The sequence below is a fragment of the Iodidimonas sp. SYSU 1G8 genome (assembly GCF_039655775.1).
GTDB lineage: Bacteria > Pseudomonadota > Alphaproteobacteria > SMXS01 > SMXS01 > RI-34.
The window spans coordinates 189,575-208,820 of record NZ_JBBYXJ010000002.1; the positions used below are offsets into that span (position 1 = coordinate 189,575).

The window sequence follows — 19,246 nt, forward strand, 5'->3', positions numbered from 1 at the left end:
GTAACCCGCCATGTCCGATACACCCTCCTGGCACGGAACCACCATCCTTTCGGTCCGCAAGGCCGGTACGCTCGTCATGGCGGGCGACGGCCAGGTATCGATGGGCAACACGGTCATCAAGTCGAACGCGCGCAAGGTGCGGCGCATCGGCGATGGCAGCATCATCGCCGGCTTCGCGGGCGCGACGGCCGATGCCTTCACGCTGTTCGAGCGGCTCGAGGGCAAGCTGGAAAAGCACGGCGGCAACCTGACCCGCGCCTGCGTCGAGCTGGCCAAGGACTGGCGCACCGACCGCTATCTGCGCCGGCTCGAGGCGCTGCTGGCGGTGGGCGACAAGGATGTCAGCCTGCTGCTGACCGGCACGGGCGACGTGCTGGAGCCGCAGGACGGCATCATCGCCATCGGCTCGGGCGGCAATTACGCGCTGGCCGCCGCCAAGGCGCTGTACGACGAGAACCTGAGCGCCGAGCAGATCGTGCGCAAGTCGATGAAGATCGCCGCCGACATCTGCGTCTTCACCAACGAGAACCTGACCGTCGAGATGCTGGAGAACGCATGACCGGCTTTTCGCCCCGCGAGATCGTTTCCGAACTGGACCGCTACATCATCGGCCAGAAGGACGCCAAGCGCGCCGTGGCCATCGCCCTGCGCAATCGCTGGCGCCGGCAGCAGCTGCCCGAGGGCCTGCGCGACGAGGTGCTGCCGAAGAACATCCTGATGATCGGGCCGACCGGCGTCGGCAAGACCGAAATCTCCCGTCGCCTCGCCCGTCTGGCCGAAGCGCCATTCATGAAGGTGGAGGCGACCAAGTTCACCGAAGTCGGCTATGTGGGCCGCGACGTGGAATCGATCATCCGCGACTTGCTGGAATCCGCCATCGTCATGGTGCGCGAGAAAAAGCGCAAGGACGTGCGGGCGCGCGCCGAACTGGCCGCCGAGGAGCGGGTGCTGGACGCGCTGGTCGGTACCGATGCCCGGCCGGAAACCCGCGAGCGCTTTCGCCAGAAGCTGCGGGCCGGCGAGATGGATGACAAGGAAATCACCCTCAAGGTCGCCGACACGGGCGGCGCGGGCATGCCCACCTTCGACATTCCCGGCATGCCGGGCAGCCAGATGGGCATGCTCAACCTGAACGACATGTTCGGCAAGATGATGGGCGGCCGCACCAAGGACAAGCGCACCACCGTCGCCGAGAGCCACGACCTGCTGGTGGCCGAGGAGAGCGACAAGCTGCTGGATGACGAGGACGTCACCCGCGCGGCCATCGAGGCGGTGGAGCAGAACGGCATCGTCTTTCTGGACGAGATCGACAAGATCACCGCCCGTTCGGGCGAGCGGAGCGGCGCCGACGTGTCCCGCGAAGGCGTGCAGCGCGACTTGCTGCCGCTGATCGAGGGCACCACGGTCAGCACCAAATACGGACCGGTGCGCACCGACCATGTGCTGTTCATCGCCTCGGGCGCGTTTTCCATCGCCAAGCCGTCCGACCTCCTGCCGGAATTGCAGGGCCGCCTGCCGATCCGGGTAGAGCTGAAGCCCTTGAGCAAGGACGATTTCCGCCGCATCCTGACCGAGCCCGAAGCCTCGCTGATCAAGCAGTACCGGGCGCTGATGGCGACGGAGGACGTGACGCTGGATTTCACCGAGGATGGCATCGACGCACTGGCCGGGATCGCGACCGACGTGAACCAGTCGGTCGAGAACATCGGTGCCCGACGCCTGCACACCATCCTAGAACTGGTGCTGGACGAAATCAGCTTCGACGCGACCGACAAACCCGGCACGACGGTGACCGTGGACGCCGCCTATGTGGAACAGCACATCGGCGCGCTGGTGCGCAACGCCGACCTGTCCAAGCATATCCTCTGATGTCGACCGCCCGGCGCGCCACGGAAGCGGACCTGCCGGCGATCACCGAGATCTATAATTATTTCGTTTCCAATACCGTGATCACCTTCGACACGGTGCCGTTTCGCGCGTCGGACCGGCAAGGGTGGTTCAGGCAGTTCGGCGCCAGCGGACCGCACCAGATCTTCGTCGCCGCCGGTCCGGCCAATGTGATCATGGGCTATGCCTATTCCAGCGGATTCCGCGACAAGCCGGCCTATGACCAGACCGTCGAGGTCGCCATCTACCTGGCGCCGCACGCGGACGAACAGGGCATCGGCAGCACGCTCTATTCGGCACTGTTCGGCGCGCTGGAGCGGGAAAGCGCCGTCCACCGCGCCGTCGCCATGATCGCCCAGCCCAATCCGGGCTCGGTCGCGCTGCATGGCAAGTTCGGCTTCCGGCCCGTGGGCGAGCTGTCGGAGGCCGGTTTCAAGTTCGGCCGCTATGTGGACATCCTGATGATGGAACGGGCCTTCGGCGGCTAATGCTTTACCGGGGTTCCTGGGCGTAGCAGGCGGTGTCGTAGAAGTCCCGGATGGCGCAGATCCTGTCGCCGCGGAACTCCATGATGCCGCAGATGTGCGGCGTCATCAGGTCGCGCCCCTGCCCGTCCCAGTGATGATCGACCCGTTCGGTGAACACCGCGTCGCCATTGCTGGCGATATGCAAGACGTCCGCCGTGAACGACGTCATGCCCTTGAGAATGGGGATCATGGCCGCGAACCCGCCGCTGTCCATGAGATCGAAGATCGCCTGCTGGCCATGTAAGGTGGGGATGCCGCTGTTGGCCCAGACCACATCCTCCGTGCAGGCCTCGCGCATGTGATCGCGCAGGGTGCGGTCCTCCATGGCCTTCAACAGCGCCAGGGCCGCCCGCTGGCGGTCGTCCTGCGCGAGGTCGAAATCAATCATCGGAGCCTCCCCTGCCCTTTTACCGGAACACGGTCCATTGTTGAGCACGATGAGGGGAAATTCAATCGGTACGGCGGATCAGCGCAGCCGCCGGAGCACCACGTAGAGCGCGCCCTCGCCGCCATGCTGGGGGCTGGCCGGGTGCCAGGCGACGACGCGAGCGCTGTTCTGGCCTTCCGCCAGCCATTGCGGCACGAGGCTGCGCAGCACCCCGGTGCGCGGCTCGCTCCAGTGCGCTTCCAGATCGTCCTTCCTCGGCGCGCCGCCCTTGCCGGTCACGACCAGCACCACCCGCTTGCCCATCTCCTGCGAGCGGGCGAGGAAGGGCCCGAGAGCACGATAGGCCTTGTCCTGGGTCATGCCGTGGAGATCGATACGCCCTTCCACCGGCAACTGGCCGCGCTGCAGGCGCTTGGCACGGGCACCGTCGAGGCCGGTGAGCGACTGGGGCGCCGAGGTCAGCTGGCGCGGCGGCAGATCGAACATGGGCTCCGCCGCGTGCCGGCGGGCCGAGTGTTCCTTGACCGGAATGTCGCGCGGGTGGCGCAGCGCGTCGAAGCGCAGCGGCTTGCTGCCCTTCAGCGGCACGATGTCCTGGGTCACCGCCGCCCAGAGGGCCGCATCCTCGGGGCGGAGCGGCTTGCGGGTCATGGCTTGGCCGGCGCGGCGGCGATACGTTCAGCAAGCGGGCGCGGCAGCAGGACATAATAGCGCCCTTTGTCCTTCATGCCCCCGGCCGAGTGTTCGGCCTGGTCGCCCTCGCCCCAGTAGAAATCGCCGCGCACCATGCCGCGAATGGCGCCGCCGGTATCCTGCGCGATCACAAGGCTGGCGATGTGGCGGTTGCCGTCCTCGCCCACGGATTCCAGCCAGAACGGCGCGCCGAGCGGCATGTATTTCCGGTCGATGGCGAGCGAGCGTCCGCCAGTCAGGGGCACGCCCTGGGCGCCGATGGCGCCTTCGGCCTGCTGTTCCTCGAAGAAGACATAGGACTGGTTCTCGTCCATCAGCGCCGCGCCCGGCCCGGGATTGGCCGTGATCCAGTCGCGGATGCGCTGCATGCTGACCTCTTCCCGTGTCAGTTCGCCGCGCTGGATCAGCAAACGGCCCACGGGCGTGTAGGGATGACCGTTCTGGCCCGCGTAACCGAGCCGCGCCAACCCGCCATCGGGCAGGCGCACCAGCCCCGAACCCTGGATCTGCAGGAAGAAGGCATCGACCGGGTCGGCAAGCCACATGATCTCGAGACCGCGATTGGCGAGCGCGCCCGCGACGATCTCGGCACGGGTGGCGTATGGCACGAGGCGATTGCCCTCGACCCGCCCGGCGATGCGCTCGCCTTTCATGGCGGGGCGGAACAGACCCAGATCCAGCATCACCAGCTCGGGCGGCATCCGGTAGAGCGGCACGGTATGACGCGCGTCCCGCGAGCGGCTGCCATCGACTATAGGCGCGTAGTAGCCGGTGAACAGGCCCGTCGGCTCGTTGCCGGCGGCAATGGCGACAGGCTGGAACCATTGTTCGAAAAAGGCGCGGGCGGCATTGTCGGGATGACTGACGGCGGCTTCGCAGGCCGCCCGCCAATCACCGATGGCGCCAGCGAAGCCCGCGCCGTCCAGCGGCTTTTCATCGGGCTGCTTGAGCATGGCGGCGCAGGAACGGCGGAATGCCGTCAGCGCGCCAGCCTGATCATCGTCGGTCCAGCCGCGCAGCGCGTCGTAGCCGACCACGGTCAGCGACAGCGGCGGTTCTGCGTCATCCGGTCCGGGCGTCACGGACCGAAGCCAGACAAGGTAAAGCCCGGCGGCCAACAGGGCGCCGAGCAGCAGATAGACGAGAGGAAAGGGTGACGGGGTCTTCACGGTCGGCCGGCCTTCGCCGCCCGATCAGTCTTTGGACTCGGTGGCGACCAGGAACCAGTTCGGGTCGCGATCCTTCACCTGGCGAGCGAACGTCCAGATGTCGGTGACCTTTTCCGTGTCCGACGGGTTGCCTTCCACGATACGGCCTTCCGCGTCGCGCACCACGCTGATCAGCTCGGACTTGAAAGTGACAGTGACCTCGGCCGTGCCGTTTTCGAGACGCGCTTCGGTAATCTCGCTGCTGGCCACATCGACGATGGTGGTCTGCATGGTGCGGTCCTGCGCCTCGCGGTCGGCGATGGCGGCATCGAAATCAGCGTAAACCTCGGGGCTGAGAAGCGAACGCAACGTCTCGCGATCACCCTGCGCAAAGGCTTCCGTGATCATGCCATAGGCGCTGCGGGCGCCATCGATAAAACCTTCCGGGTCGAAGGTGCGGTCGGCAACCATGATGCGAGAGAGCGTCTTGCCGAGCGGCGTGTCACGGTCGATGACCACGGCAGGACTGGAATCGGCGGCGTAAGGCTGCCTGTCCCGCCCAGCCGGATCGGCGGCCTTGGTATCTTTCGGACCAGCCGGCGCGCGTTCGAGGCCTTGCGGATTTTCCTGCCGGCGCTCATTGCCCGTACGGCGTCCCAGGACGCTGACCAGCCGCAAGGCCACGAAGCCCGCAAGCAAGGCCAGAAGTATGATGTCCCACATGCCGCTCATGAAATTCCTGAACCCTTCCCGCCGCGCATTCATCGATTGAACCGCACTCGTCGCGGCCTTAGGTAAGAAAGGACGCGGCGACCCGCTTTCAAGGCGAAATCCGCTTCAGACCATAGATAATTCGAGGCCGACGAAAGAACAAGCATGGTATTTGCTCTGGTTTTGATATTCCTGGTGCTTCCGGCGGTGGAAATCTTTCTGTTCATCGTTGTCGGCGAAGCCATCGGAGCGCTTGCCACCATCGCCCTGGTGTTCGGCGCGGGCGCCCTCGGCATCGTCCTGGTCAGGGCTCAGGGCCTTCAGACCATGCGCCGCGCCCAGGCCAGCATCGAACGCGGCGAGGCACCGGTGCGCGAGGCCGTCGAGGGCCTTTGCCTGTTCATCGCCGGCATGCTGCTGATCGTCCCCGGCTTCTTCACCGACATCCTTGCCCTGTTGCTGTTCCTGCCCCCCACCCGCCGCATGATGGCCCGTGCCATGGCCGCCCGGATGACGGTGATGGGCGCCGCCCGGCGGGGCGGCACGGCGCGGTCGAGTGCCACTTCTGGGGTCATCGAAGGCGATTTCGAAGTGATGCCCGGCGCAAACGACAATGGGAACCCCCCGGAACCGCCGCGTCTTCCGTAGGATTTTCGCGCCCTTCGAACAGATCGAGAAGCCGGTTGAAGCCTTCCGCCACCGCCGCTAAAGTCGCGCGCTCAAATCCAGCGAGGCATTGTGATGAGTGAAGAGAACGAACAGCCGCAGGGCGACGCCCAGGTGGTCCTGCTGACCCAGTATATCCGGGACCTGTCCTTCGAGAGCCCCAATGCCCCGTCGATCTTCCGCCTGATCGAGGAAAAGAAGCCCGCGATCAACGTGAATGTGGGCGTGCGCGTCAACCAGATGGGCGCCGAGGGCTATGAAACGGTGATGACCATCACCGTGGAAGCCAAGAGCGAAGACACGGTCGCCTTCGTGGTCGAGCTGGAATACGGCACCCTGTGGGGTATCCGCGGCGTTCCGGAACAGCACCTGCCGCCGCTGCTGCTGGTGGAATGCCCGCGCCTGATGTTCCCGTTCGCCCGCCGCATCCTGGCCGACGCCATCCGCGATGGCGGTTTCCCTGCCGTGCTGCTCGAACCAGTGGATTTCGGCGCGCTCTATCGCGCCCAGCGCGGCGCCATGCCGGAAGGCACCAAGCCGAACTGATCCCGGCGGCCGGGAGACCGGTCGCTCGTTTTCTTCCTCTAATCCTGCAGCCAGAGCGCGTTGGGCAGCCTGGCGATGAACGCCGCATGGGCCGCCAGTTCCTCCTCGGTCGCGGCATGCGGCCGGGCTGGCCGCTGCTGGCGTTTGACGACCACGAGCGCACGGGACGATTCCACCGACAGCACGAGACCGGGCTGACGGCCGCCGATCAACTCCAGATAAACCTCGGCCAGCAACTCGGAATCGAGCAAGGCGCCGTGCAGGGTGCGGCTGCTGTTGTCGATCTGAAACCGCCGGCACAGCGCATCGAGGCTGTTGTTGGCACCGGGAAATTTCCGCCGCGCCAGCGCCAGCGTATCGATGACCCGGTCGCCGGGAATCATCGCCCGTTTCACCCGCGACAATTCAGCATTGAGAAAATTGACGTCGAAGGACGCGTTGTGCGCGATCAGCGTCGCATCCTCGGTGAATGCCAGGAAATCATCGACCACTTCGCGAAAGCGCGGCTTGTCGGAGAGGAATTCCTCCGAGAGGCCGTGCACGTTGAACGCGGCGGTCGGCATGTCCCGGTCGGGATTCAGATAGACATGGAAGGTCCGGCCGGTCGGCATGTGATTGACCAGCTCGACACAACCGATTTCGACGACCCGATCCCCTTGAAGCGGATCGAAGCCGGTGGTTTCCGTATCGAGGACGATTTCCCGCGTCATTTGCGTGCCCGCCGCGTCAGGATGCGGTACGGCCACACGAGGCCGGACCGGTGCTGGACCTGGGCAATGATACGCCGCACGGCCCGGCGGGCAAAGGCCTTGCCAAGGCCCGAGGGGACGATGAAGTCAGCCTTACGCCGCTTGATCGCGTCAGGTGTCTGCAATTTCAGCACCTGATCGAGGCGTTCGGCGGTCATGCCCGGGCGCGCCAGCACGCGTTTGCGCTGCACGGCGGCCGGCGCCGAGACGACGACGGACACGTCGACGTAGCGGTCGCCGCCGGTTTCGAACAGCAGCGGGATATCGAGCACGACGAGCCTTTCTCCGCGCCGCTGCGCCGCCTGCAGAAACCGCCGCTGGGCCTGACCGACAAGCGGATGGATGATCTTCTCGAGCTTGCGCAGTTCCTCGGGCTTGCCGAAGACACGCTTGCCGAGCTCGGGCCGGTCGATGGCGCCATCCTTGACCACGCCGGGAAAGGCGGCCTCCACAGGCGCGACCGCGGCGCCGCCACGGCGCATCAGTGCATGAACCGCCGCGTCGGCGTCATAGACAGGGACGCCTTCGCGCCGAAACATGCGCGCGGTTTCCGATTTCCCCATGCCGATGGAGCCCGTCAGGCCGATCAGTATCATTTGCCCCCCAGATCCCGCACCACGATCGCTCGCAATTCTTCCGTTACCGCCGGCCGGACGCCGAACCACGCCTCGAAACCTGGAACCGCCTGATAGAGCAGCATGCCGAGACCGTCGACGGTGATGTTTCCCTGCGCCCGCGCGGCCGCCAGCAGACCGGTTTCCAGCGGTGCATAGACGATATCGTTGACGACGGCGTCCGCCGGCAAATCGTCCAGTGCGATCTCCAGCGGCTCCTGACCATGCATTCCCATGCTGGTGGTATTGACCAGCAGCGCCGCGCCGGCCAGCGCGGCGGACCGTTCGGCCCAGTCGATCACGGTTATCCTGCCCGCGCCCAGTTCGGCGGCCAAGTCATCGGCTCGCCCGCGCGTACGGTTCGCCAGCCTGATTTCGGGAGCACCCGCATCGAGCAGCGCCACCAGGATCGCCCGGGCGGCGCCGCCCGCGCCCAGCACCACGGACGGCCCGGAGGAGACGTTGAATTCAGGCGCGTTCAGCAGGAAGCCGGCATGACCAGCCCCCTGACTGTCTCGTGTAAAGCGGTCTCGCAGAGCGGCGGTCGCCGACACACGAAGATTCTCCATGAACCCTTCCGCGTCCGTATTGGTGGCATGGATCGCCCCGTCGCGGACGACCAGCGTGTTCGCCGCGCCGATCCGGCGCGCCAACGCATCGACCTCATCGGCGACGTCGAGGGCGATGATTTTGTGCGGCAGCGTGGCATTCACCCCGGCAAACCCCAGTTTCGGCAGGGCACGAATGGCGGAAGCGGCGTCCTCGGGCCGGACGGGCAGCGGAATATAGACCCCGGAAATCCGGTGCTGTTGCAGCCAGTGGCCGTGAATCAGCGGCGAGCGCGAATGGGCGATGGGCCAGCCGATCACGCCGGCGAGGATGGAAGGATTGGAAGACACGCGGTTCAGGCCTCGATGATGTCGCGGTGCCTCAGGAAAGCCAACAGCGGCAGCAAAGGCAAGCCCAGGATGGAAAAGAAGTCACCATCGACACGCTCGAACAGATGCGCGCCCCGCCCTTCCAGCTGATACGCCCCGACACTGAGCAGCGCATCGTCGCCGATCGCGGCCAGATAGGTGTCAATGAAGCGGTCGCTGAAGTCGCGCATGGTCAGAACCGGCCGTTCGGTATGCCGCCATAGGACAGTGCCGTCCTGGACAATGACCGCGGCGGTGCACAGATGGTGTGTTCGCCCGCGCAACCGTGCGAGGTGGCCGCGTGCTTCATCGAGATCGCGCGGCTTGTCGAAGAGGTCGGGGCCGCACACCAGCATCTGGTCGGCGCCGATGACCGCCGCGCCCCGATGGGTGGCTGAAATGGCCTGGGCTTTGATCTCGGCGAGACACTGGGCGATGTCCAACGGGTCCTCGCCGTTCATCGCCTCTTTCGTGGCGGCCTCATCGGCATGGGCGGGAATGATGTCGAAGTCGAGGCCGGCGGCGCGCAGCATGGTCGCGCGCACGCGGCTCGCCGACGCCAGGATCAGCCGGGTCATGACGCCGCCAGCTCTTCCTGACGGCGCTGATAGAGGTTGTAGATCGCCGCCGCGGTTTCCTCGATCGAGCGCCGGGTGACGTCGATGATCGGCCAGCCGCGCTTGAGATACATGCGCCGCGCGTTGGTGATTTCCTCGGCAACGGCCTCGGGATCCGCATAGGCGGTATCCTCCAGATCGGACAGCGCCCGCATGCGGGTGCGCCGGATGTGGACGAGCCGGTCCGGCGACAGGGTGAGCGCGACGATCAGCGGTTTCTTGAGGCCATCCAGTTCGGCGGGCAAGGGAATGCCTGGAACAACGGGTACGTTGGCCACCTTCAGTCCGCGATTGGCCAGATAGATCCCCGTCGGCGTCTTCGACGTCCGCGAGACACCCAGCAGGATGATATCAGCCTGATGCAGGTCGTCGGTCCGCAGCCCGTCATCATGGGCCATGGTGAAGCTCATGGCCTCGATCCGGCCGAAATATTCCGCGTTCATCTCATGTTGCTGGCCAGGACGGCCGAGGCTTTCGGCGCCGAGATAGCGGCCGAAGGCATCCATCACCGGATCGAGCACGGCAATGGAGAGAATGCCCAGATTGCGGCAGCCTTCCTCCAGCTGGTCGCGCAGGCCGCGATCGACCAGGGTGAACATGACCAGACCGGGTGTACGCTGAATGGCCGACAGGACCAGTTCCATCTGTTTGGGTGTGCGGACCATGGAGTGAAAATGCTCCATGGCATCGAACCCCTCAAACTGGACCAATGCGGCCTTCACCACCGAACTGAGGGTTTCGCCGGTCGCGTCGGATACCAGATGGAGATGAAAGCGCTGCATGTGACTCGTTTCACGTGAAACCTGTGGGCGAACTGTGCATAACCCGTCCCGCTTGGCAACCCGGCCTGTTTACGCAGAGTTAGCGGGGACAAGCGGAGCCGGTTGTGAATCCGTTGAACTGAATCGAAAAAGCCCCTGTGGATAAGTGGGACAAACAGTTGTCGGACATTTTTTATCCCCACGTTTCTCACCGCTCAAAACCAGGGTGAGTCAGGCTTTGCGCGACTTATCCACAATCGGAGATTGATGGCTTTGGGGAAATCCCACGAGGCTGGCCATCTGGAGGACAAGTGGTGTATGAACACGTTCTCCCCATGATTCACAGGGATTCACTACCTCTACATCCCTTTAATCAATTCAGACTTAAGGTAAGGGTGGTGTGACCAAAATCGTCTCCAACAAGCGCTTCATCCAGGCCCTGACGGATTATCCGGTGGACCGCCCCCCGTTCTGGTTCATGCGCCAGGCCGGACGATACCTGCCCGAGTACCGGCAGATCCGCTCGAAGGTCGGTGATTTCCTCGAGCTCTGCTACACGCCGGAAGCCGCCGCCGAAGTGACGCTGCAGCCGATCCGGCGCTATGGCATGGATGCCGCCATCCTGTTCGCCGATATCCTGCTGATCCCCGACGCGCTAGGTCAGAAGCTGGAATACCGCGAGGGTGAGGGCCCTGTGCTGGATCCGATCCGGGACGGGGCCGCCGTGGCGGCGCTGACCCTGGACAAGATCGACGACAGGCTGGCCCCGGTCTACGAAACCGTCGAACGGGTGGCCGGCGCGTTGCCGGAGGAGACCGCCCTGATCGGTTTCGCGGGGTCGCCCTGGACCGTCGCCACCTACATGGTGGAAGGCCACGCCACGAAGGAGTTCCAGGAGCCCCGCCTCTGGGCGCTGCGTGATCCGCAAGGCTTCAGCGCCCTGATCGACGTACTGACGGAGGCGACGATCCACTATCTCGGTCGGCAGATCGAAGCTGGCGCCCATGCGGTGCAACTGTTCGACAGCTGGGCCGGTGTTTTGTCGGACGATCAGTTCTCGCGCTGGTGCACCGGGCCGACACGGACCATCGTGGGGCGGCTAAAGCGCCGTTTCCCCGACGTTCCCGTGATCGGCTTTCCGCGCGGCGCCGGCGTCAAGACGGCCGATTACGCGGCCGCGACGGGTGTGGACTGCGTCGGGCTCGATACCAGCATGCCGCCGCGCTGGGCGGCGCGGAGCCTGCAAGGCACGGTGGCGGTACAGGGCAATCTGGACCCGCTCGCGGTGGTCGCTGGCGGCAGGGCCATGGAAGGCCAGGCAAGGGAAATTCTGAAGGCCCTGTCCTATGGGCCTTTTGTTTTCAATCTAGGCCATGGCATTGTACCGCAGACGCCGCCCGAACATGTGGCGGCGCTATCGGACCTGTTGCGGAACTGGCAGGGCGAATAACGGCGGAGAGCGTTCGATGACGGAGATTCTGGCCAGTTGGTATCCCTGGCTGCTGGGCCTGCATATCATCGCCGTGATCGCCTGGATGGCCGGCATGCTGTATCTGCCGCGGCTTTTCGTCTATCACGCCGGCACCATGCCCGGTTCGGAAAGCTCCGAGCTGTTCAAGATCATGGAGCGTCGCCTGCTGAAGGCGATCATCAACCCGGCGATGATCGCGGCCCTGATCCTGGGGATTCTCCTGCTGTGGTCCAAGGACTGGGCGCAGCTGCGCGAAGGCTGGATGCATGGCAAGCTGCTGGCGCTGTTCTTCATGTTCGGCGTTCACGGCGTGCTATCCGGCCATACCCGGCGCTTCGCCGAGGACCAGCGCGCCAAGACGGCGCGCTACTACCGCGTTCTCAACGAGATCCCGACGGTACTGATGATCGCCATCGTCCTGCTGGTCGTCGTGGGCACCCGTCTCTGAGGCGGATCCGGCCGTTTCCACCCGCACCATTTTTGCTGGACAAGGCTTGAAGCATTGGCCATTGTGGCCATATCCCATAGACAGTTCCAAGCGCTGTCGCGCCCCTCTCCGGGGTCTCTCAGAAAACATTCCAAGAACCAGAACGGCCGATCGACCCGGTGGGACACAGTGAGTGGATTAGACCACGCATTCCCAAGCTGATCGTCCCCGTTCCACCCTTCCAGAAGGCAATCGGACATTCCGATGAATCTACAAGAACTTAAGGGCAAGTCCCCGCCTGACCTGCTGGCGTTCGCCGAAGAGCTCGAGATCGAGAACGCCTCGAACATGCGCAAGCAGGACATGATGTTCGCCATCCTGAAGCAGCTGGCTGCCCAGGGCGAGGAAATCACCGGCGTCGGCGTGCTCGAGGTGCTGCAGGACGGATTCGGCTTTCTCCGCTCGCCGGACGCCAACTATCTGCCGGGGCCCGACGACATCTATGTGAGCCCGACCCAGATCCGCCGCTTCGGCATGCGCACCGGCGACACGATCGAAGGGCCGATCCGCGCCCCCAAGGACAGCGAGCGCTATTTCGCCCTGCTGAAGGTTAACACCATCAATTTCGAGGATACGGAAAAGGCCCGTCACAAGGTCAATTTCGATAACCTCACGCCGCTCTATCCCGACGAGCGCCTCGTCCTCGACCGCGATGATCCGCGTGTGGACGATCTCAGCTCGCGCATCATCGACATCGTCGCGCCGCTCGGCAAAGGCCAGCGCGCCCTGGTCGTGGCGCCGCCGCGGACCGGCAAGACCGTGCTGCTGCAGAACATCGCGCACTCGATCACCACCAATCATCCGGAAGTGTATCTGATCGTTCTGCTGATCGACGAGCGCCCGGAAGAAGTCACCGATATGGCCCGCTCGGTGAAGGGCGAGGTCATCAGCTCGACTTTCGACGAGCCGGCGACGCGCCATGTGGCCGTGACCGAAATGGTCATCGAGAAGGCCAAGCGCCTCGTCGAGCACAAGCGCGACGTGGTCATCCTGCTGGATTCCATTACCCGTCTCGCCCGCGCTTACAACACCGTCGTGCCCTCTTCCGGCAAGGTGCTGACCGGCGGCGTGGACGCCAACGCCCTGCAGCGCCCCAAGCGCTTCTTTGGCGCGGCCCGCAACATCGAGGAAGGCGGTTCGCTGACCATCATCGCCACGGCGCTGATCGACACCGGCAGCCGCATGGACGAAGTGATCTTCGAAGAGTTCAAGGGTACGGGCAATTCGGAAATCATTCTCGACCGCAAGGTCGCCGACAAGCGTGTCTTCCCGGCCATCGACATCCTGAAGTCTGGCACCCGCAAGGAAGAACTGCTGGTCAACAAGGGCACCCTGTCCAAGATGTGGGTGCTGCGGCGTATTCTCAACCCGATGGGCACGGTCGACGCCATCGAGTTCCTGGCCAGCAAGGTCAAGGACAGCAAGAACAACGCCGATTTCTTCGAATCGATGAATACCTGAGGTCGTTGCCGCGCCGTGGGGCGCGGCGGCAATCCAGAAGGATCAGGCGCCCCGGAGCGAGACCGCTTCGGTGGCGTGATCATGTCCCTTGCGCAGGATGAGATCGGCCCGCTGCCGCGTCGGCAGGATGTTGGTGCGCAGATTGACCAGATTGATGGCTTCCCAGATCGACGTCGCCGTCTCGCGCGCCTCGCCGTCGCTGAGAACGGCATAGCGGTGGAAGTAGGACTGCGGGTCGCGGAACGCGGTTTCGCGCAGCCGCAGAAAGCGCTCCACGTACCATTTATGCAGGTCTTCCTCGCTGGCGTCGATATAGATCGAGAAGTCGAAGAAATCGGACACGTAAGGCATGGGATCGGCGGATGCCGGGCTGGTCTGGAGCACGTTCAGGCCTTCGACGATCAGGATATCCGGCCGGTCGATGGTCAGCACCTTGTCGGGCTGGACGTTGTAGACCAGATGGGAATAGGTGGGCGCCGTGACGTTGTGCTTTCCCCCCTTCACATCGGCCATGAAGGCGAGCATGGCCGGCAGGTCGTAGCTTTCGGGAAAGCCCTTCCGGTTCATGATGCCGCGCCGTTCCATTTCCTCGTTGGGGAGCAGGAAGCCGTCCGTCGGCACCAGATCGACCCGGGGATGATCGGCCCAGCGGCTGAGCAGGGTGCGCAGGATGCGGGCCGTGGTGCTTTTGCCGACCGAGACACTGCCCGCCATGCCGATGATGTACGGCACCTTGCGCTTTTGGAGGCCCAGGAACTCGTTAGTGGCCCGGAACAGCTGCTGCGAGGCGGCGTAGTGCAGGTTGATCAGGCGCGAGAGCGGCAGGTAGATCTCGACGACCTCGCTCATGGAGACCGGTTCGTTGAGACCTTTCAGCGTATCCAGTTCGGCGTCGGACAGGTTCAGCGGCGTGTCTTCACGCAGCCGCGACCATTCGGAGCGCGAGAATTCCCGGTACGGTGAGATGGCGATGTGCGTCTTGCGGATCATGGGGCCTGCGGCCTGGAAAGTTTCGGGCGGTCGTCAGGCCGGTCGTTACGGCAGGATGACAGTGGAGCCGGTATGTTTGCGGTCTTCCGCGTCCCGATGCAACTGAACGATGTCGTCTAACGGGTAGGTCTGGTTGATTTCGATGCGAACGGCATCGCTGCGGATGACATTGAACAAGGCATTCACGGCCTCGTCGCGCTCCGCCGGATCGGAAATGTAGGCGTTGAGGCCGGGCCGGGTGACGTAGAGCGAGCCCTTGGCGGCGAGAATGCCCAGATCGACGCCGGCGACGGCGCCCGAGGAATTCCCGAACGAGACCATCAGGCCGCGTGGGCGCAGACAATCCAGCGAAGCAAGCCAGGTATCCTTGCCGATGGAATCATAGACAACCGGCACCATGGCGCCCTGTGTGATCTCGCGGACCCGGGAAGGAATGGCTTCCCGGGAAGTGACGATGACATGGTCACAGCCATGATCGAGGGCGGTCTGGACCTTGGCATCGCTGCCCACGGTGCCGATCACCACCGCACCCAGCGATTGGGCCCATTGACAGGCGATCAGTCCGACACCGCCTGCGGCGGCATGGAACAGGATCGGCTCGCCCGGCGAGACCTTGTAGGTTCGGCGCAGCAGATACTCGGCGGTCAGCCCCTTGAGCATGGCGGCCGCGGCAACCTGATCGGGAATGTCATCGGGCAGAGGGACGACTGAACGGGCATCCACCAGCCACGCCTGGGCATAGGCGCCGAGCGCGCCGACGATCGTCGCGACCCGGTCGCCGGGCTTCAGATGGCCGACACCCTCGCCCACCGCTTCCACCGTACCGGCCGCTTCGCCGCCCAGGCCGGTGGGCATGGGCAGCGGATAGAGGCCGGAGCGGTGGTAGGTGTCGAGAAAATTGAAGCCGATGGCCGTGTTCCGCATGACGATCTGTCCCGGCCCTGGCGCGGGCAGATCCTGATCGACGATTTCCATCATTTCGGGTCCGCCCTGGCGGGCGATGCGGACGGCCTTCACCATCGTCCTAGCGCAGGTTTTCAGCGAAGAAATCCAGCGTGCGCTGGTTCGCCAGATCGGCATCTTCCTTGTGATAATGCTCGCCGCCCGTGCGGGCGAATGCGTGGTCACGGCCCTGATAATCCTTCAGGGTGACGTGCGGGTTGCCGTCCAGCGCGTCGTGCATCGCCTTCTGGGCGTCCTTGGAGACGAAACCGTCCTCGGTCGCCACGTGCAGCAGCAGCGGCTTGCGGATATTACCCGCCTCGCCGACCCGGTCGTTGATGGATACGCCGTAATAGCCGACCGAGGCGTCGATGCTGGTGCGGGCCGAGGTAAGATAGGCGAGCAGGCCGCCGAGGCAGTAGCCGACGGCGCCGACCTTGCCCGAGCAGCCATCCATGTTGCGCAGCGCCTCGATGGTCGCCTCGATGTCCTCGATGCCCTTGTCCACATCGAAGCCGTTGAACAGCTCGAATGCCCGTGCCCAGTCGGCTTCGGTCTTGTCGGTGAGCTGGATGCCGGGTTCCTGGCGCCAGAACAGGTCCGGCGCCAGCGCCATGTAACCCTGCGAGGCAAGCCAGTCGGCGATTTCACGCACGAAGCCGTTGACGCCGAAGATTTCCTGGATGACGACGATCCCGGGCCCCTTGCCGCTCGCCGGCTTGGCCAGATAGCCCATGAAAGTGCCGCTGCCGTCCTTGGCCTGGATGTTGATTTCGCTCATGCGTCCGCTCCTGCTGTCCTGGGGTCTCTGGACTCTAGTGGCAGCAGGGACGACCCTCAAGGTGCAATGGCTCGTTCAAGCCGCAGGAGGACCCGCTTGGTTTCCGCGCCGCCATCGCCCGAATATCCGCCCAATCCGCCATTGGATGCCAGGACCCTGTGGCACGGAATCAGGATGGGGATCGGGTTGGCGCCGCAGGCGCCGCCTATGGCGCGCGGCGCTGATCCCAAGGCATCGGCCATTTCGCCATAAGTCATTGTATGACCGTAGGGAATCTGGCTCATCAAGGTCCAGACCCTGGACCTGAAAGGCGTTCCATGAGGCCGGAGCGGCAGATCGAACTGCTCCAGTTCGCCATCGAAGTAGTGGTGCAGCTGCCGCCGGGCCGCGCATAACAGCGGCGTTTCGTTCTGCCACGCGCTCCAGCCCCAATCGACCGAGACGATGGCGCCGTCATCCTCGCTGACCGTCAGGTCGCCGACCGGCGTGTGCAGGGAGAGCTGTGACATCAGAAGGCCTCGAGCATGTCGCGAAGGACATTCACTTCGGTGATGGGGAGCGAACAGGTCTTTCCGTGGCAGATATACACCGTCGCCGTGCCGTCGATGGCAGTCTTGCCATGGGCGGGATGGTCCTGGTGCAATTGCGCGCCCGCGGCGACGACCTGAACCAGCCGGTTGGGCAGCGATGCTGCAAAAATGCTGCGCAACATGGACTGCGTGGCGGACGCGTCACGATCACCGACGATGACGATGAGATCGGTGTTCAGCATGAAGTCGAAACCGCAGAGCAGCGCGGCGTGACCGGGCGCCTGGGTGGCGACCGCGCTCGCGAAGGCGGCGACCAGATCCTCCGCCAGATCCCGGTAATACGACTGCCCGGTCAGCAGGGCGAGACGGGCGAAGCTGTCCACCAGCAGACCGTTGCCGGCGGGCACGGCGCTGTCGGCGGCCGATTTGCTGCGCACAATCAGCGCTTCGGCATCGCGGGCGGTCAGGAAATAGCCGCCATTCTCGCTGTCGCTGAACCAGGCCTCGACCGCGTCGCTCCAGAGAGCCGCCTGCTCCAGATAGATCGCCGAGCCGGTGATCTCGTGCAGGACCAACGCGGCGCGGATCATGTTGGCGTAGTCGTCCAGCATGCCCTCGTGCTGCGCCCGGCCGCTGCGCCAGGCATGGTGCAGTCGCTCTGGCGTGTCCGGCCGCGTCAGATCGCGCGCGATGGCCGTAAAGGCGCGCTCGGCGGCCGCGAGCCAGCCCGGTTCATCGAACGCGGCGGCGGCATGCGCGAGGGCGGCGATCATCATGCCATTCCAGTCCGCCAGGACCTTGTCGTCCCAACCGGGATGAACACGCTCCTCACGGGCGGTAAACAGGATATCGCGCAGGGAAGCGAGCAGCTGCTCCTGTTCGGTGTCAGGTTTCTCCTGCAATGTCAGACGGTTGAGGATATTGTGGCCCTCGAAATTGCCGGTCGCGGTCACATCGTAGGTGCTGGCGAACAGGTCGGCATTGGTGCCGAGCAGTTGCTGGATCTCGCCGGCACTCCAGACATAGAACTTGCCTTCCTCGCCTTCGCTGTCGGCATCCTGCGTGGACGCGAACGCGCCATTCTCGGCCACCATTTCCCGGAGCAGCCAGCCGATGGTTTCGCGGATGCGCTGTTCGAACAGGGCGTTTCCGCCGTGTTGCCACGCCAGGGTCATCAGCTCCAGAAGCTGGGCATTGTCGTACAGCATCTTTTCGAAATGCGGGACCAACCAGCGGTCGTCGACCGAGTAACGCGCATAGCCGCCGCCGAGATGGTCGTAGATGCCGCCTTCCGACATGCGCTCCAGAAGGAGCTCCACGGCGCGGCCATAGCTGGGCTCGCCTGTCTTGCGGAATGCCTGCCAGAACAGGCGGAAGATGGGCGGATTGGGAAACTTCGGCGTACCGGCGAGACCGCCCCTGTTCCAGTCGACGCTGTTGACCAGCTTGGCGGCCAGCTGCTCCACGGAATCCTCGCGCAGCGTCGCGCCATCGCGCGCGGTGTCGGCCATCGCTTCCAGCCGCTGCAGCAGGGCGAGACGATTCTGCTCGATTGTGTCGCGTTCCTCGCGCCAGACCGTGTCGATGCGGTGAAGCACGTCAAGGAACCCGGGCCTGCCCCATTGCGAACGTGGGGGAAAATAGGTGCCGCCCCAGAACGGCTCTCCGTCCGGCGTCAGGAACATGGTCAGCGGCCATCCTCCCTGCTGTCCCAGCAGATGCAGCGCGTTCATGTAGATCGTGTCGATGTCCGGGCGCTCTTCGCGATCCACCTTGATATTGACGAAGAGCTGGTTCATCACGGCGGCGATTTCGGCGTCTTCGAAGCTCTCATGGGCCATGACGTGGCACCAGTGACAGGCGGCATAGCCGATGGAGAGAAGGATCGGTTTACCGCTCGACCTGGCTGCGGCCAGGGCGTCGGGCCCCCAGGGACGCCAATGGACCGGGTTGTCCTTGTGCTGAAGCAGATAGGGGCTGGTTTCCTGGTCTAGCAGGTTTCGCGTCATAGAATTTCCGGGTCGGGGACCGAGTGGTGTACGGTTCGAGGTCAGTCCCTTCCGTCCCGGTCAGTTGCAAGAGGTACGCCGATGAAGATCACGATAGACGTAGACTGTACGCCCGAGGAAGCCAGAACCTTCCTGGGATTACCCGATGTGAAGCCTTTCCAGGACGCGATGATGGAAAAGATGCAGCATCAGGTCGGCACGACCATCGACACGCTGGGGCCCGAGGCGATCATGAAGGCATTCTTCCCCACCGGCATTCCCGGCCTGGAGGAACTGCAGGGCATGTTCTGGCGCATGGCCACGGGCGGCGGGAATCGTGAAAAGTCGGATAAGCCGAAGGATAACAAGTAG

At 64.4% G+C, this 19,246-nt stretch carries 23 protein-coding genes; 9 read left to right on the plus strand and 14 right to left on the minus strand.

Features of this window, described 5'->3' with window-relative positions; all coding sequences use genetic code 11:
• Positions 1-10: 10 nt before the first annotated feature.
• From hslV to WJU17_RS11920, 3 genes are read left to right on the plus strand one after another with little or no spacing between them, the layout of a single operon-like run.
• The gene (hslV, locus tag WJU17_RS11910) at positions 11-559 is read left to right on the plus strand and encodes an ATP-dependent protease subunit HslV (protein ID WP_346327622.1); all 549 of its coding nucleotides are present in this window, start codon (positions 11-13) and stop codon (positions 557-559) included.
• The gene (gene hslU, locus WJU17_RS11915; RefSeq protein WP_346327623.1) at positions 556-1,869 is read left to right on the plus strand and encodes an ATP-dependent protease ATPase subunit HslU; all 1,314 of its coding nucleotides are present in this window, start codon (positions 556-558) and stop codon (positions 1,867-1,869) included. Before hslV ends, hslU begins: the two co-directional genes overlap by 4 nt.
• A complete protein-coding gene (locus WJU17_RS11920; protein ID WP_346327624.1) occupies positions 1,869-2,375 on the plus strand; it encodes an N-acetyltransferase family protein in 507 nt (168 codons plus the stop codon). The genes hslU and WJU17_RS11920 overlap by 1 nt, the downstream gene beginning before the upstream one ends.
• Before the next feature lie 4 nt (positions 2,376-2,379).
• Here WJU17_RS11920 and WJU17_RS11925 read toward each other — a convergent pair whose 3' ends face one another.
• From WJU17_RS11925 to WJU17_RS11940, 4 genes are all read right to left on the minus strand, one after another.
• A complete protein-coding gene (locus tag WJU17_RS11925; RefSeq protein ID WP_346327625.1) occupies positions 2,380-2,802 on the minus strand; it encodes a limonene-1,2-epoxide hydrolase family protein in 423 nt (140 codons plus the stop codon).
• A 78-nt stretch (positions 2,803-2,880) separates the two neighbouring features.
• Positions 2,881-3,453 (minus strand): Smr/MutS family protein, encoded by a 573-nt coding sequence (locus tag WJU17_RS11930; protein WP_346327626.1) that lies wholly within the window; start codon positions 3,451-3,453, stop codon positions 2,881-2,883.
• Positions 3,450-4,664, minus strand: a complete 1,215-nt coding sequence (locus tag WJU17_RS11935; protein WP_346327627.1) for a murein transglycosylase A — start codon at positions 4,662-4,664, stop codon at positions 3,450-3,452. Before WJU17_RS11935 ends, WJU17_RS11930 begins: the two co-directional genes overlap by 4 nt.
• Positions 4,665-4,688: 24 nt before the next feature.
• Positions 4,689-5,375 (minus strand): Tim44/TimA family putative adaptor protein, encoded by a 687-nt coding sequence (locus WJU17_RS11940; RefSeq protein WP_346327628.1) that lies wholly within the window; start codon positions 5,373-5,375, stop codon positions 4,689-4,691.
• A 144-nt stretch (positions 5,376-5,519) separates the two neighbouring features.
• Here WJU17_RS11940 and WJU17_RS11945 point away from each other — a divergent pair, with 144 nt between their 5' ends.
• Both WJU17_RS11945 and secB read left to right on the plus strand, forming a co-directional pair.
• A complete protein-coding gene (locus tag WJU17_RS11945; protein ID WP_346327629.1) occupies positions 5,520-6,002 on the plus strand; it encodes an FxsA family protein in 483 nt (160 codons plus the stop codon).
• Between the two features lie 93 nt (positions 6,003-6,095).
• Positions 6,096-6,566, plus strand: coding sequence for a protein-export chaperone SecB (gene secB, locus WJU17_RS11950; RefSeq protein WP_346327630.1), 471 nt, complete (start codon positions 6,096-6,098; stop codon positions 6,564-6,566).
• 38 nt (positions 6,567-6,604) lie between these two features.
• On the opposite strand, the gene dnaQ is transcribed toward secB, so the two are convergent.
• Genes dnaQ through WJU17_RS11975 form a run of 5 tightly spaced genes read right to left on the minus strand, consistent with a single transcriptional unit; the run spans position 6,605 to position 10,245 of the window.
• On the minus strand, positions 6,605-7,276 hold the full coding sequence (gene dnaQ / locus WJU17_RS11955; protein ID WP_346327631.1) for a DNA polymerase III subunit epsilon: 672 nt from the start codon (positions 7,274-7,276) through the stop codon (positions 6,605-6,607).
• Positions 7,273-7,911, minus strand: a complete 639-nt coding sequence (coaE, locus tag WJU17_RS11960) for a dephospho-CoA kinase (RefSeq protein WP_346327632.1) — start codon at positions 7,909-7,911, stop codon at positions 7,273-7,275. The genes dnaQ and coaE overlap by 4 nt, the downstream gene beginning before the upstream one ends.
• Positions 7,908-8,828 carry a shikimate dehydrogenase gene (locus WJU17_RS11965; protein ID WP_346327633.1) on the minus strand — a complete coding sequence of 307 codons (921 nt, stop codon included), beginning with the start codon at positions 8,826-8,828 and terminating at the stop codon, positions 7,908-7,910. Before WJU17_RS11965 ends, coaE begins: the two co-directional genes overlap by 4 nt.
• Positions 8,829-8,833: 5 nt before the next feature.
• Positions 8,834-9,424 (minus strand): Maf family protein, encoded by a 591-nt coding sequence (locus WJU17_RS11970; RefSeq protein WP_346327634.1) that lies wholly within the window; start codon positions 9,422-9,424, stop codon positions 8,834-8,836.
• A complete protein-coding gene (locus tag WJU17_RS11975; RefSeq protein ID WP_346327635.1) occupies positions 9,421-10,245 on the minus strand; it encodes a pyruvate, water dikinase regulatory protein in 825 nt (274 codons plus the stop codon). The genes WJU17_RS11970 and WJU17_RS11975 overlap by 4 nt, the downstream gene beginning before the upstream one ends.
• A gap of 379 nt (positions 10,246-10,624) precedes the next feature.
• Between WJU17_RS11975 and hemE the strand changes: the two genes are divergently transcribed.
• The 3 genes from hemE (at position 10,625) to rho (ending at position 13,643) form a co-directional block, all read left to right on the plus strand.
• Complete coding sequence (gene hemE, locus WJU17_RS11980) at positions 10,625-11,674, plus strand: uroporphyrinogen decarboxylase (protein ID WP_346327636.1); 1,050 nt, start codon at positions 10,625-10,627, stop codon at positions 11,672-11,674.
• A 16-nt stretch (positions 11,675-11,690) separates the two neighbouring features.
• Entirely contained in the window at positions 11,691-12,143 is a 453-nt protein-coding gene (hemJ, locus tag WJU17_RS11985) for a protoporphyrinogen oxidase HemJ (RefSeq protein ID WP_346327637.1), read from the plus strand.
• Positions 12,144-12,386: 243 nt separating this feature from the next.
• Entirely contained in the window at positions 12,387-13,643 is a 1,257-nt protein-coding gene (gene rho, locus WJU17_RS11990; RefSeq protein WP_346327638.1) for a transcription termination factor Rho, read from the plus strand.
• 42 nt (positions 13,644-13,685) lie between these two features.
• On the opposite strand, the gene coaA is transcribed toward rho, so the two are convergent.
• The 5 genes from coaA to WJU17_RS12015 are packed head-to-tail and all read right to left on the minus strand — an operon-like array spanning position 13,686 to position 18,895.
• On the minus strand, positions 13,686-14,633 hold the full coding sequence (coaA, locus tag WJU17_RS11995) for a type I pantothenate kinase (protein ID WP_346327639.1): 948 nt from the start codon (positions 14,631-14,633) through the stop codon (positions 13,686-13,688).
• Between the two features lie 45 nt (positions 14,634-14,678).
• The gene (locus tag WJU17_RS12000) at positions 14,679-15,653 is read right to left on the minus strand and encodes a quinone oxidoreductase (RefSeq protein ID WP_346327640.1); all 975 of its coding nucleotides are present in this window, start codon (positions 15,651-15,653) and stop codon (positions 14,679-14,681) included.
• Between the two features lie 4 nt (positions 15,654-15,657).
• Positions 15,658-16,356 carry a dienelactone hydrolase family protein gene (locus WJU17_RS12005; RefSeq protein WP_346327641.1) on the minus strand — a complete coding sequence of 233 codons (699 nt, stop codon included), beginning with the start codon at positions 16,354-16,356 and terminating at the stop codon, positions 15,658-15,660.
• Between the two features lie 56 nt (positions 16,357-16,412).
• Positions 16,413-16,865, minus strand: a complete 453-nt coding sequence (locus WJU17_RS12010) for a methylated-DNA--[protein]-cysteine S-methyltransferase (RefSeq protein ID WP_346327642.1) — start codon at positions 16,863-16,865, stop codon at positions 16,413-16,415.
• Positions 16,865-18,895 carry a thioredoxin domain-containing protein gene (locus WJU17_RS12015; protein ID WP_346327643.1) on the minus strand — a complete coding sequence of 677 codons (2,031 nt, stop codon included), beginning with the start codon at positions 18,893-18,895 and terminating at the stop codon, positions 16,865-16,867. Before WJU17_RS12015 ends, WJU17_RS12010 begins: the two co-directional genes overlap by 1 nt.
• An 81-nt stretch (positions 18,896-18,976) precedes the next feature.
• Here WJU17_RS12015 and WJU17_RS12020 point away from each other — a divergent pair, with 81 nt between their 5' ends.
• Positions 18,977-19,246, plus strand: coding sequence for a DUF6489 family protein (locus WJU17_RS12020; RefSeq protein WP_346327644.1), 270 nt, complete (start codon positions 18,977-18,979; stop codon positions 19,244-19,246).